Origin of the sequence: Halorubrum sp. Ib24 (assembly GCF_002252745.1) — an archaeon.
Lineage (GTDB): Archaea > Halobacteriota > Halobacteria > Halobacteriales > Haloferacaceae > Halorubrum.
Genome location: NZ_NHOX01000018.1, coordinates 22,221 through 36,397 on the forward strand (window position 1 = coordinate 22,221; position 14,177 = coordinate 36,397).

Here is a 14,177-nt window from a genome sequence, read left to right on the forward strand (position 1 = left end):
GCCGAGCGGTCACCGTTCCCGAACGACTTTCGCGGTTCGGCTACCGTGTGCCGATCATGACTGATCTCCTGATTCACGACGCGATCGTGGTTACGGTGGATCACGAAAACCGGATACTGGAGAATGGCTCCGTTCGAGTGACCGACGGAACCATCTTGTCGGTCGAACCGACTGAGCCCGCAGATCGCCGATCGACCGCGGAACGCGTGATCGATGCGAGCGGCAAGGTCGTGATCCCTGGTCTCATCGACGCCCACCGTCACACCGATTTCACCCTTGTGCAAGGACTGTTCAGTGAACTCCCCGGTGACGAATTGCTCAAGGAAGCCTTCGCGTTGTATCACACGGCCGAATCGACTCTGGGGGACGATTTTTTCGAGGCCGCGTGGCGGCTCGCCTGCCTACGCCAACTCACACACGGCGTCACAACCGTCAACGCGATGGATTTCACGCCGGAACTCGGGGCGGAAGCGATCGGTGAGACTGGATTACGCGGCGTGATCGGACCGGAACTCGCTGACTTCCTCACCCCTGCGTCCGCAGCCGAACAGCTCGTAGACGCCCGACGGTTCATCGAAACCTATCACGATACTTTCGAGGGACGAGTCACGGCGAGTATCGCACCGGGGGGCGAAGCCGGCTGTTCACGGACGCTCTGGGAGGGTGTGGCCGAGCTACGGGCGGACTATCCCGGCTTGCGACTTCATACACATCTGTATGATTCCGCCGCGGCCGACACGATGGCTGCGGGAAGCGGCACCGATGACCCACTCGACTTACTCGACCGGTACGGCCTCCTTGATGAGCGAACATTACTCACCCATCTACTACACGCAAGCCGAGACGACGCACAGCGGATCGCCGATGCCGGCGCACACGTGCTTCACTGCCCAACCGTTTACAGTTACTTCCAAGCTGGAACACAAACTTGGTTCCCACTCCCCGCACTCCAAGAGTTCGGCGCGAACGTTGTCATCGGCCTGGATGATCCGTTCTGGTTCGATTCCTGGGATCTCATTCAGGAATCCAAACACGCCCGGTTATTGGCGAACTTCGAATACGGTGCTCAGCAATGGTTGTCGTACGATCTCCTCAAAATGCTCACCATTAATGCCGCACGCGCACTTGGCCTCGGCGGGAAGATCGGGAGTCTCGAACAGGGAAAACGCGCCGACCTCGTCGTCATCGACGTCAATACGCCGCGCCATCAGCCGTACAGCAACATTCCTTCAGTACTGATGAACACCGTAACTGCGGGAGACGTTGAGACGGTTGTCGTAGAAGGTGACATCCTGATGGAGGACCGGTCGATCAAATCTATGGATGTCGAGACCGTTCAAACAGCCGCAATCCGAGAGCGAAAACGTTTTCAGCGATGTACTGGCTGGGAAACGTCCCTCGCTGGCAGTACACCGCCGGACAGATCGATACTTCGACGCGTGTCTGGACGGCTCCTATTGAGAGCGATAAAACAGTATGGCCGCGGCGTTGTCAACCAATACCTGTGAAGATTAGGTCAGTAGCTGATGGATCGGGAACACAGACAGGTGAATCGCCTCGGGGTCAAGTACCAGGGCATTCTCCTTGTGTTCAGTAAAACCGCGGTATGACATCACTAAATTTATTTGAGTATCTCAGCCAATTTGATCTGGTGTAACGGGGACACCACATCAGAGGCACATTCTTGAGTATACTATCACTAGTGTTGTCGGGACCTGTATGTCCTAACTTGATACATTGAGAGTCACCGATATTCTCCACCATCGGTGCTATAGTCATAAAACGACCAGATATCCTACCTTGGTGACTCTGTATACTTAGACCAATGCTTCTCGTCAAGTCTGTATTATTAGCTCTTGGTTACAGGGGGAATCAACGCACAGATACTACAGAAGACGATGGTGTACGTATTTCAATATCCAATTCCTCGGAGACACAAGTTCCACGAGCAACTCGAAGTTAGCATCCACAGGGACTGGCGGGGAAGAGCCCTCGACAGGCTGTTGTCGGAAATAGACCACCAGATCCGACGACCTAGAGATCATCTAAAAGCCAGTTCCCGAAATCACGTTGCTTGTCGCCCGCTCGGTACGGATCTTTCAGCACTACCTGCGGCAACTCAGTACCGACAGCGTTGAGAGCCATGTACTTACAACAGACACTCTATCCGATCGGACTGGCCAGTACCAACATTGCAATAGGCTGGCTGCTTTATTACTTATCTGAGCCGGTCCTAGGAGGGCTGCTCGTCGTGGTTGGGGTCTTTGTCATCCTCACCTCAATAGGAAGTACTCTCAGTCGGTATAAACCCGTACTCAGTGATCAACACTGACTCCAGCAACGATGGCTTACTACTATTAGATCCGCTACCGGTTAGGTACATGAATGCCCTCCACAGCATCTGTTCAAAAGTCACGAGACAGAACTGTGATTGATCCTGATGGGTCTGTGTTCCACGCCCAGGGTACGCGCAGCGGGTCGCTTTGTCACCACATCCGTAGATGAGCTCAGCAGCGACAACTCACAATACGGGAGATAGTCGCCTCCCGGATCCCGAACTATCGGCCCTCCTTGTGGCGAATCTGGTTCCGGTTGTCGGGATTGTTGTTTTCAACCTGTCGGTTTTAGAACTGCTGACGTTATATTGGCTTGAGTTCGGTGTTGTCTGTTTTTGGGCGGTTGTTCGAGCGACGTTTGCCGGGCGGCCAATGGAACGGAACGGGGATCCAATCCTGTTGGGGGCGATTGCCACAAAACAGACCTCCATTTCAGTCCCGCTGATCGGTGCTAACGTCCGACTACTGACGATTCCGACACTTTTGTTCGTGGTACCGATCCTCATCGGACTGTGGCTGTTCGTCGGGGCATTAGTTGTCGGCCCCGTAGCAAGTGTGAATCCGGATGCCAACATCTCGTCGTGGCTTATTGCTGGTGCGTTTGGAATTTTCATCGCAGCAGGATGGCGAACAGCCACTACGTACTTTCGAGATGGTGATTACCAAGATCACAACGTCGCAACCGCTCTTCAGAGTGTTGTCACGGAAGGCGCAACAGTACTCCTCGCAAGCATCATCGCGCTGCTCACCGCAGCTCTGGTTGTCTCTAACGGCGGGGGTGGAGAGACCTCTCGTGTGGTTGAACGGGTTGCGACGGGACCACTTGTCGCAGTGGTAGTCTCAATTAGGCTCCTCACCGATCTCGCAGAATACTACTACGATGGCCGTCTCGGTGCGGGATTGTGGTCACTTGTCGGCCGTGGAGACGCATACAGTCCCCCGGAGCGTGAGACAATTGAGACAACGCTATCAGGCAATCCCACAGTTTTGCGGCCGTCGCTGTCGGGACGGCTGCTGCCTACGGCCTCACATTTCCGGACACACCCTGGACTATGGTTGCTGACACCACTCGCCTTTCTCGCCGCATCACTTGCTGTATTTGATGGTGCTACCCAAATAGCGGGTGGCATCATGCTTCTCGGGATCGGCGTCCCGCTTGGTCTCATCCATCTCGACTACTGGATCCGGTACGCTGGTGTTGAATACCGGCTAGATTCGGACACCATTGTTGCGACTGATACCCTGTTTCAAACCCCTCTTTGGCGGTACGAATCGCTAGCTGATCATGAGGTCCGAATCGAACGTGACGCCGTCGACAGGTGGTTGGACACCTCGACGGTACTCGTTGACCGCGGTGGCAGGCCGACCAAGCTACCACGACTCGAAGATACGACCCCAATCACGAACTCCCTTGTCGACGCGAGTACCGCAGACAATGACGCTGGTGCGAATTGGAATGCGAATACACACGAGCCAGACACTATGGTGGAAGTTAGCATCGAATTGCTGCGGCTAGACGGTACAGCACCTCGTATCTCGCTTGCGTCGGTGGCTCTGTTCGGAGTCGTCTCACTGATTGCGTTGGTGATAGCTGCTCAGTTTGAAGGCGGCGTAGCAGCGGGCGTCTTCGTATTTTTGTTCACTGCGATTCCGCTCGTCGGGCTTATCATCTATCAGATCAAACAATAACTAACGCTGTTGACCCTCCAGTGTTAGACTGCGGCTCCACGAATTTGTGACACTAACTTCTACTGGTGAGGTGTCGGTGCTACATACTCTATTTGACAGATGAATGCTGGTGGACAGGGTGGAGGGCCGTCCTTCCAGCGGGGGGTGATCGATGGAACGTCGCGGGGGGAGGTGGTGAGCCTCCCATCCGTCGGGGGGAGAGGTGAGCGATGGGAGAGGCTCAGCGACCGGATATTTGTTCAAGACCGCCTCCGGCCGGCGGCTACCTGTATATAATACTGGGAATAGTATCAAGCCCATAGCAGCGTTTCATCGGGAGAAACACGGCGCAGTTGGGCCTGAATCAGATTTTTTGAGTGTCAGGCCACGCTCTCAGTTGAGCCAGTGGCATCGTTATACTGGTAGCCACCGAACCCAAGAAGTGGGTAGAAGATGAACGAAATAAACGTGAGTCCGAGGCCGAACAGGATTCCCTTATTGAATTTGCCAGCGATATCGATACTAATCTTCAGCGTGGCGAAGAAATTGATCACCGGGACGAAGAACAGAGCAAACCAGTACCATGCGTTTCCGCTTACTTTGACCAAGACGTAGAGGTTTTATATCGGAATAATCTCAGCCCACCCCGGCTTACCAGCTTTCTCAAATACTTTCCAAAATCCGGCAAAAATCAAAACAGTGAGTCCTAGTGTAACGAACAATTCAATATTGGTACTACCTGCTCCTTGTATCGAAACGGATGAACTCAACGCTAATCGCATCACTCAACTGATTCTCCTATATCAATAAGAAATCCAAGTCAGCGTTTCAGGCACTGAACCACAACCGTTAGAATAGTTATATCCCGAAGTGCGATTCACGTGTGACAACAGTGTATCCCTGAACCGAGAGCACCTCGTCACGATACCGATTCGCGATCAGCTGTTGTGGGACACGTCGTAGTCCGAACCGCCGATTTGAGCTGTATGTTACGTCGATGGTTGTGTATTCCCTTGAGCTGTTAATCGTCGACGTATATGTTGCCCATGGTTGTCCATCAACCGTGACTTCTGACTCAATTAGGTAGCCACCACCTGCTGTCGAATCCGTTTTCGTGTGGACAGTCACGTCGGCCGATCGGAGTCCAAACAGGTACGAAACGGAATATATTGCTGTGTCACCCTCTATGGAGACCTTATCAGCCACACCCCATTGAAGTGCGAGAACAGGCGGTAGGGGCCCGGAAAATTCGTCAATAACAGTATCAAGGTCGTCACTAGTTCGAAGTCGGAACGTCCCGTTTGACTGAAAAATAGGAAGTCGTACTCCAATAATGAGGATAGCTGCGACGAGAACAGATGGTAGCAATGCTGTTACGAGATATGTGCCGAGGAATACCGACACCGCGAGGACGACGACAAGCGCGTTGAGTGGACGTTCGCGTCTAAGATATTGCTGTGCGACATCAACCGCTTTTTGTGAGCGCTCAGAATCCGTGGAGGGTATCGTGGAAACCATTGATGACAGAAATTTACTTTTGCGTTTTGATACAATTTCTCAACATTAAAAGAAGTTAGCTCTGTTAAAATCCTTAGATTCTGATACAAACTCCACGCGAGATACAGGGGGTGAGTTTATCATACCGAACCCAGATTTCCAGAACACATATCTTCGTAGCTTCCGGCTAAGGAAGTAATGTCCGCGCTTCAGTCTGCCCTCCTCAATTGGAACCCGAGTCGGTTCATAACTGCCGTCATAGCTGGCGCTGCAGTCTTTCTTGCGTCCCAGGTTACTGATGGAGTTCTCTTGGAGTTTGGTGTGGCAGTTATCTTAGCAATGGTACTCCATATTCCATGGTGGTTGTACAACCGTCATACCACCCAGTCTGTAGATGGGTGACAGACTCGCGCCCTGTATTCGGCAGCCTGTTTGTATCAACTGCTGAGGATTTCAACAGAGCCGAGAGGTTGAAATGGTGAACACAGAAGTAAAAACAAGCAAATGGATGTACCAACCAGCACTATTGCTAACTGACGAACTAAGCAACGTCGTGGTGATTAATACACATGATAGATGACATTTTTGAGTTCATTATCGAACTACTGCTGGAGTTGGTCCCAAACGCGGTATGGAAGGTTCTGCTGAGTGTGGTCGGGATCGCAATGACGGCAGTCGGAGCGATAAAAATCACAGAGTCAACACGAATAGGGGCCGCATTAATCGCCGTCGGTACATTCCTATTTATAGGCTCTCTCCTCTCGTTGTACCGATCGAGCTAATTCTTTTTTATCACGACGCCGTCACGAGCACGAACGCGACGACACTGATGAGGAACACGATGAGTGTGAACACGAAGCCGGTCAGTTTCACTCGACGGCCATAGGCGTTGAGTTCTTCTCGGGAGTACATGATTGTAACGAGGCGAGACGGATGTCGGAACGGACTCGGTGGCCGTGGGTCTGGAATACGTTCACGCAGTCGTCTGTATTCGGTAAATGACCAAATGCCATAGAGTGTGAGCCCAAAGACAAATCCTAAAACCGATAGAAGCGCCGCAAGTAACGCGAATCCGACTGGATTAGTCACACTGACCTGTAGTGATGATCCCTCCGAATTCAACAGAAGTGCTACTATGGTTACGAGAGAAACAAAAAACACAGCTGGTGTAAACAGCATGAGACGCTTACTAACTCGAGACAGTGTATCCCGACTGAGCCCGAACACCGTGTTATATCGAGTTGGCTCGCGCTCACTCGTTTGACTAATCTCTGTATTTTGGCCAGGATTACGCGCCCCAATCGCATGAAGTGCTGTCAAGAGCGCCAGAAGACTCCCGAAACCAATGAATCTGAATGGAGCAAATATCGTTTGTCGCTTGAGAAACGCTCCACTAGGGTTGTCGGGGGTAACGTAGGCTGTAGCTGTCTCATTCGGTTCGTACGGCTCAATAATACGCTGAGCGTCGCTCTGGACGGTGTATATCGGCCTCGTTGAGCCTGGGAACACCTGTTTGCTCGTATATTCACGCCCCTGATATTCGTAGGTGTGCTCAACTGAGACGCGGTAGTAGAAGCGACGCCCATCAGATCTGCTGATATCGGTGCCAACAACAGTTGTTTCAACAGCGACAGCATCGTCAACAGCGTTCGATTGCTGGACGTAGTCATAACCTCCATACCCAGCGATACCAAGTCCGAGAATGAGCGCGAGAAGGATCAGCGGCGTAACCGTGACAGCCACCCCACGGAGAGTAAACTGCATTTCACCTGAATATTTTTAGGGGAACCAATAAGCCTGAACGGAGTGTTTCAACAGCAGCAACAGCAGTCAGTTGATCGCTATACCGCTGGACGAAGCCGACAAACTTAGAAATAAACTTACGAAACAACTATCCTCAGAGTCGGCTATACCACTCGACATATCCGTGTTTCCGGGCCAGTAACGGGTGTAATGAAATTATGGATGAATCACTTGAACAACCAGCGTGAGTGAGCGCAATGACACCAGTAACTGCCCAGCAGTTCAACGCTGTTCCATATAAAAATCCGAAAGCGAATCCCCTCCGCCAATGCTGCTCTCATTAGGACTCTCAGTTGCCGTTGATGTCGTTGCTGTAGGCCTGCTGGCGTGGGTAACGTGGCAAACTGCGAAGGATCGGTCCCCCCCAAATGCGGTCCCCTTTGCGCTAATAACCGCCAGTCTGTTGCTGTGGGCGCTCCTCTCGCTGATATCTGAATTTCCGAACGCGTGGGGGGTCGGATCGAATTTGGCTGCTATCGCGCAGGTTGTCCCGGTTGTGTTTCTTCCCGCAATATGGCTAGTCTATGTGCTTGGATATATCGGCCGAGAGACAGGCTTTACTCTTCTCCGAGGGGCGGTGTTTGTTCTCCTTACGCTCCCGCTGATTGGGGCAGCAGCCACGTTCGAGGGTGACCCAATGCGAGAGGAAATTCGTCGCTCACTCGCGTCGCTCGTCGGTACTGAATTATTCTTATTGTTCATAATTTACGTCTACGCAGCGTTTCTCTTCCTCAGGTACGGTTGGAACCACGGGCGTGTTTCAAGGACACAGGTTGGGATCCAGCTGGGAGCAATCTCAGCACCATACGTTATTGGGGGCTGGCTGGACGGGAGTTTGATCATCGATGGAGTCACTGGCGGGTTGTTAGTTTCGGGAGTGTTACTTGCCGTTGCGATTCAACGCTATCCGGTATTGACGGGGTTCCCGAAAGCAGATTATGTCGCCCGGTCACGCGTCGTCGAATCGCTTCAGGGGGCGGTTGTCGTTGTCGACTGGGAAGCAAATATCCTCGATGCCAACGTGACAGCTGAAAGCCTGTTTGGGTGGACGACACGAGACGTGATTGGGACACCACTCAACGCGGCCGTTGACGGGTTCGGCGGGGTAGATCTATCAGGAGGTACCACAGAGGTCGCCTCGCTTCAGACGACAAAGGGCCGACGTCCGTTTCAGTACACGGTCTCCGACGTCGAACGCGACATGGGTGACAGCGACGAGGAGCCTGTGGCGCGGACAATTGTCTTTCGAGACGTGACCGATCAACGAACCCGGGAACAGCGGCTCTCAGTACTCAACCGAGTGCTTCGACACAACGCCCGGAACAAACTCGACGTGATCTTAGCGCATGCGGATCACGTAGAAGACGACACGCACCAGACAGCCATTCAAAATAGTGCCAGCGAGCTTGCCTCGGTCAGCCGGAAGGCACGAGAGGCTGAAGCGGTTATGACCGATAGCGTTAGCGCTCCGTCAACGGTCGACATTGCTGCTGTCGCCCACGAAGTCGCTGCGACGGCACGTGATGATTATCCGGATAGCAGCATCTCAGTCACCGCACCGGAGCGGCTGCAATTGACCTCCTATCGAACTGTTGTGCGCCGGCTCATGACTGAACTCGTTGAGAACGCTATCGTTCACTCAGATGACCCCGCACGAGTCGATATCGAGGTGGAACGAACAGCTGATGATATCCCGCAGCTCCGCATCGCGGACAATGGTCCCGGGATCCCAGACCGAGAGCGTGACTTATTGACCGAATCGAGCGAAACACAACTCGAGCACGGACTTGGAGTCGGACTTTGGTTCGTCAATTGGGCCGTAAGCCAACTGGGCGCTGAACTTGAGTTCCAGTCAACTGGTTCCACAGGCACTACTGTAGTCGTTCGTTTTTATCGGAACAAAGAGTCGATGCCGCAAGACTCAGACGGCAGTGATAATCGGTGAAGGCGTATTGACGCCATACTTCTAGAGGAATGTACTCTATTAAAACATTCGCCAAGTTGTATATTCTGACGCAGTTGGTGTCAGTACAATATCAGCAGAGGTCTTTCTTCGGCTAATTCAATTAACAATGATGCCCTCCACTAACACCAATATCCAGTCACTCCGGCAACCGATAGTACATGGTCTCCTCTGGTTCGTTGTTGTCTTGGTATACGAATATCTGATTACCGATGGCACACTATTTTCAGCACTTTTAGTGGCAATTATAAGTGCGATCTTCTATGGTGGGCTGATATACTTCTGGAATGTATACTGAACGAAAGTTCTACAGTATCAACGAACAAGTGTATGAGATTGAATAAACTGGGACAAAAAGTAAGCAACCCTCAATGACCAGCCGTTTCATCTACCTCTGACACGACCTACCCACACGCGGTGTTCCTCTGTGGCTCCGCCGGTCCCATTGGATAGTCTCAAAGGTGCGTTACTGTACATCCTCATTGGGATTGCTATCATCAGCTACGGGGGATACGATTACGTTCAACAGACAGAGGCAGTTCGAGAGTCAGTCGAGGTTGATGCGACTATCGCTGAACTCGACATCGAGACGGACAGCGGAACGTCATCAAATCCAGGTGCGAATTTCGATTCAGTGGTCGAGTTTGAGTACACCTATAATGGGAATGAATATACTGGAACAAAAATATATCCCGCAGATATTGAACAGAACTACGAAACGCAGTCAGGCGCCGAATCAGCTATTGAAGAGTACGAACAGGGGATACAGACAACCGCATATGTCTCTCCCGACCAGCCGGGAGATGCGTTTTTGAAAGATCAAACGTCAAACGCACCGATCATCGCGATTGTGCTCAGTGGAGTATTCACTCTCTTCGCAGCAGTTTCCGCCGTAAGGAAATTCTAACACGCTGAAACTGCGCTCGGGGTGATAAGTTGGGCGTGAGTCAGGTTAAATACGTTGCGCATCAGAATTATTTGGCCTGAGAATCGAATACTATGCCTCTGTTTCTGAGCTAGAGAGCGTGAATAACACCTATACAATTGCCGGATGCTGACTGAATTATGGACAGAAGCTCGAAGAGTCAGTTGTTGGTTTCTGGAGGAAGTCTTCTGCTAGTATTCCAACTAATTGTGTTTCAGCAGGCTTTCAATATTGTCGCAAATCCTGGAGTTTCAGGCACGCTGAGGAATGTTTTCAGTGGTGGATTGTTACTCATCGCTACGATCTGTATCGGTAGCGGAGCGTATCTTCGGTATTAGCGTATCTCAGTTATACAGGGTCTACACCAAGCGCCTGAGCGTCGATCGATTTTTGTGAAAGAGTAGCATACACACAGTTGCTGATGCCCTCCGCAGATTTACGGGGACAAACCTCTTTCGAGGGCCGGAGGGATGGGGGGGCATCAGCGTTTTCTACGCTGGTAGTATGCCTCTGGTCAAGAACATTTAGCCGTATGTATTTTGGCCGTGACCCATAATTGTCGACACGGTGATGCCCTCCATATTCGATCAACTGGACGATCATCCGGTCTCACTTGTGGCCGGATTTGTGACCGTCGCCGGAGTGTATGTACTCACTCCGGCAGTGTGGTACGTGGCACTGACCGCGGGGATGGTCGCGTCTGGCGTTCTTGAGTTCACGATTAAGGAGGTACCGCCCGATACCGACGAGTATGACCCGGAACAGTACCCGCTATGGGCAGCCGCGGCTTCGGGAGACGTTCCGAGCGACAGTCACGACACCGGCTCTGCGGATGATGCGCTGTCAACACTACAAGAGCGATATACCAGCGGAGAGCTCAGCGATGCGGAATTTGAAGACACAGTCGAACGACTCCTCGAGTCCGACAGAGATGACGCGCCATCGCATCTGGAAGAGGATTCGGTCTTGGAAGAGTCGGAAAAGTAACAACTCTGGTGACGATATAGAGCCAGTCATCTGTCCTTTAAAACGAGACTAACTCTCAACTCTCACTAGCTCTCCGCCACACACGCCAGCCGATCAAAAATAGCCTTCAACGACGCTAACCACTCCGTTTCCAGTTTCGATCTTGGCACACTCATTCGGATCGCTGCCGAGAAGACAGTCTGCGCGGTCACCCACACCGTTATCCAGTCGGACGTCTACTCGGTAGACTGCGCGTTCGAGACGAGTCTGGATGCTGACGGTGTCTTGTGGACCGACAGAGACGGTCCGGGTGAACGCGGTTTCGCCGTTGTCGTCGGTGATTGTGATGTGAACATTGTGGGTACTATCGTCGTAATTCCTGAGGCATAGACTCTCACCACTAACCCGACGTGTATCTGGGTTTCCTGAGTGGTCGGTTGTGCGATGCTCAGCGCGATAAGCCTGTTTTGCGGGCATGTATGGACGGTGGAAGTCCAGTCCGTAATAAGTTGAGTCACCGTTACGGAACGTGAAACACGGATTCTACTACTTCGCCGATCTGTGTCGACCCTGTCACTGACCCAGAAACATTGGACCCGGGTATATGCCACTTCAATACACTAGGGCAAACATTCGACTTGAGATAGAATCGTTCGGTAAGCAGTACTCGGGGGGCCTTTGGGGGGTTCGAGGGCTCTGTTGAAATCCTATTCTTCAGACATATTTTTGCGTGAGACAACCGGTTGATGAGAGCTGCGTATACACGCGGACTGATTAAGTGGAAGGCAGTTCAATCGTACTCTATGTCCCACACAAGCGGGGTAGCCCTGGTGGAAGAATGGCAAACAGGCGCGTTTCTTCTTGTCGGTAGCGTCGTTATCGGAGTCATTCTGGCCGGGATCGGTGGATCCGTCAGCGGACAGATCGCGGCGGTGGGTGGATTTATTCTCGGCCCAATAGTGGGATTTCTGGTATTGTCGTATCTTCTCTACGGGAAATAAACCTATACTGCTGAGCAAACCCGGGATTAGAAATGTCACTTAGAGAGGAGTTCAACAGAGCCAAAGCGCTCGATATTGTGGGGCTCACCCTCGCGTACGATCTCACCTTCGAATCAATACAGGCCGCTGTGCCGGGATTCGAGAGTAGCTTCGCGAACTTCGGAACGGGTGGATCCAACGCGCAAACGTTCCGGTATGAGGGAGGCCCGTGGCCGGCGTGGTTCTTCGCTCAGCGATTGGGTACGGTCGTCGTCGGGCTTGCTGTGACGCTGGTCGCGGCACTGCCGTTTAATTGGTTCCAAGCGACCGACGGGGTTGTGACAAAGGCACGTCAGCGTCTCCCCCTCGACGAGACTCCCCCTGAGACTGCGACACAGACAGCGTCCAATCCACAAACTCCAACAGACACGACTGATTCGGCTGTGTCCACTTCGGACGTTGGTGATGATGTCACGATTCCTCCTGTTACCCGTCGTAATGCCGTCGGATTCCGACGCGTTCTCACAATGAAGCTCCGACGCCTTCTCCGCGGGCAACCGCGCTGGTGGTACCTCGGTGCCGGTCTGTTGGTGCTTGTGCCAACTGGAATCGCCCTCACTGGTGGTGGCACCGAAGGGGCTGTCCGGGGGCTGCTCTCGTTGGTTGCGGTCTGGCCGCTCTTCGTCTGGTCACAAATCGGTTCACAGACCGCTCGCCATGGGATCCGCCCTCAAGTTCTCACATCCGACTACCGGGTTGGTCAACTCGTCGCCGAGTGGATTGCCGGCTGTTTAATCACCGCTGTCGTCGGAGCCGGAACGTTTGTAATCGCCGTGGCCACAGGAGGCCCCACCGCACTCATCGGAGTGACGGGTCTTGTCATCTTCCCGCCGTCGCTCGCACTCGCTACCGGGTTATGGACTGGATCGCCTCGGCTGTTCGAAGCGTTGTATCTCGGAATTTGGTACGTCGGTCTGCTCAATGGCGGGTTCGTCGCTGACTTTGCCAGCGTCACCGCTCGGGGCACGTCGTTGGGAGTCCCAGTTGTCTTCGCCGCCGTCGGTGTTGGTCTTGTTGTTGTCGCCGCACAGACACGGCGGGTGTACACGAATCTAGGCTAGCTTCGTTCAAAAATTCGCCGCTAGTTATCTTGGGCTCCCCTCCTCTGATTACGAATGTTTTATTTTCTCTCACGCAACATCAGCAGCGCCCACAATCCCCAGGTCGTTGGCACAGAGAGCGCAAGCCCATTCAACGGCGAATACACCACAGTTCCAATAGCGAACGTCGCCACCAACCAAACCAGCAGCGCCAGCTCTTTCGATTGTATCTCCCCCAGCATCCCGGATAGATACTGATGCGTTTGATTCAAAATTGTACTGTCGCGTTTCAGCGCCGGAAACGCAGGTCCCTAGTCTACACGGCTAGTGTGATGAGATCACATTCGCGGGTTTCGCCGTGTCTCACTGACTACCGTTTCAATCTGACTCTCACGTGATCACAGAGAAACCGGCCACATATTAGCAGATCCACAGTTCGCCCGACTGATCCAGAAGCGTCGCGTTTCTCGTCCAGAGAACCAGCCATGGACTTATCTACTACGGAACGAACCGGCAGATATGGCCCTCCACCTCAGCCATGCGATCAGTGACGGACTACGACGGACGCTCAGCAAAACCGGTGGGATACTGTTCATCGGATTGCTGATCGTTCTGCTCTGTTGAATCCGCAGAAGGCGACGGGATAGCGTCGCTCTGAAGGCCGTAGCGAAGCGGAAGAGTCGAATGTGTCTACCCTACTCTTCCACTTCGTTAAGCAAGCCGCGTCGCTGGCTCAAAAGCGCTGTGCCGCCAGTCCAACGGCGGTGAGTGATCCGACTGGCCACGGATTTCCCGGCTGGAAGCATGTAACGCTCCACTTTTTGCGGGTTCACATGGATGCGACGTACCGCGAGATCGTGGATTGGGCGAGTGAAATGGATCGCGTTCGTGGTCTGTTACAGCTCGCTCGAACGGCATTTCCCGCACCCTCAACGCTGT

General features: G+C 52.9%; 11 protein-coding genes and 1 pseudogene. 9 read left to right on the forward strand and 3 right to left on the reverse strand.

All coding sequences use genetic code 11. The annotated features are described in order from the left end of the window. Nucleotides 1-56: 56 nt before the first annotated feature. Together DJ82_RS04015 and DJ82_RS14400 are read left to right on the forward strand one after the other, a co-directional pair. Entirely contained in the window at nucleotides 57-1,508 is a 1,452-nt protein-coding gene (locus tag DJ82_RS04015; RefSeq protein WP_094581119.1) for an amidohydrolase family protein, read from the forward strand. Nucleotides 1,509-2,501: 993 nt separating this feature from the next. Beyond that, nucleotides 2,502-4,025, forward strand: coding sequence for a DUF6498-containing protein (locus DJ82_RS14400; RefSeq protein WP_241881408.1), 1,524 nt, complete (start codon nucleotides 2,502-2,504; stop codon nucleotides 4,023-4,025). 359 nt (nucleotides 4,026-4,384) lie between these two features. On the opposite strand, the gene DJ82_RS15190 is transcribed toward DJ82_RS14400, so the two are convergent. Further along, a complete protein-coding gene (locus DJ82_RS15190; RefSeq protein ID WP_241881410.1) occupies nucleotides 4,385-4,612 on the reverse strand; it encodes a DUF5684 domain-containing protein in 228 nt (75 codons plus the stop codon). A gap of 250 nt (nucleotides 4,613-4,862) precedes the next feature. Then, nucleotides 4,863-5,522, reverse strand: coding sequence for a hypothetical protein (locus tag DJ82_RS04030; protein WP_241881411.1), 660 nt, complete (start codon nucleotides 5,520-5,522; stop codon nucleotides 4,863-4,865). A gap of 548 nt (nucleotides 5,523-6,070) precedes the next feature. Between DJ82_RS04030 and DJ82_RS04040 the strand changes: the two genes are divergently transcribed. Further along, nucleotides 6,071-6,283, forward strand: a complete 213-nt coding sequence (locus DJ82_RS04040) for a hypothetical protein (protein WP_094523936.1) — start codon at nucleotides 6,071-6,073, stop codon at nucleotides 6,281-6,283. Nucleotides 6,284-6,293: 10 nt separating this feature from the next. On the opposite strand, the gene DJ82_RS04045 is transcribed toward DJ82_RS04040, so the two are convergent. Then, nucleotides 6,294-7,265 (reverse strand): DUF3592 domain-containing protein, encoded by a 972-nt coding sequence (locus DJ82_RS04045; RefSeq protein WP_094525985.1) that lies wholly within the window; start codon nucleotides 7,263-7,265, stop codon nucleotides 6,294-6,296. A gap of 307 nt (nucleotides 7,266-7,572) precedes the next feature. Between DJ82_RS04045 and DJ82_RS04050 the strand changes: the two genes are divergently transcribed. The 6 genes and pseudogenes from DJ82_RS04050 to DJ82_RS15195 all read left to right on the forward strand — a co-directional run. Continuing rightward, entirely contained in the window at nucleotides 7,573-9,249 is a 1,677-nt protein-coding gene (locus tag DJ82_RS04050; RefSeq protein ID WP_094581120.1) for an ATP-binding protein, read from the forward strand. A 445-nt stretch (nucleotides 9,250-9,694) separates the two neighbouring features. Beyond that, nucleotides 9,695-10,174, forward strand: coding sequence for a DUF3592 domain-containing protein (locus DJ82_RS04055; protein ID WP_094523933.1), 480 nt, complete (start codon nucleotides 9,695-9,697; stop codon nucleotides 10,172-10,174). 588 nt (nucleotides 10,175-10,762) lie between these two features. After that, nucleotides 10,763-11,179, forward strand: a complete 417-nt coding sequence (locus DJ82_RS04065; RefSeq protein ID WP_094523931.1) for an SHOCT domain-containing protein — start codon at nucleotides 10,763-10,765, stop codon at nucleotides 11,177-11,179. Nucleotides 11,180-11,961: 782 nt separating this feature from the next. Further along, the gene (locus tag DJ82_RS14405) at nucleotides 11,962-12,159 is read left to right on the forward strand and encodes a hypothetical protein (RefSeq protein ID WP_094558222.1); all 198 of its coding nucleotides are present in this window, start codon (nucleotides 11,962-11,964) and stop codon (nucleotides 12,157-12,159) included. Nucleotides 12,160-12,191: 32 nt separating this feature from the next. Continuing rightward, complete coding sequence (locus DJ82_RS04070) at nucleotides 12,192-13,259, forward strand: hypothetical protein (protein WP_198948008.1); 1,068 nt, start codon at nucleotides 12,192-12,194, stop codon at nucleotides 13,257-13,259. A gap of 665 nt (nucleotides 13,260-13,924) precedes the next feature. Continuing rightward, nucleotides 13,925-14,177, forward strand: a pseudogene (locus DJ82_RS15195) (IS5/IS1182 family transposase); the annotation flags it as partial.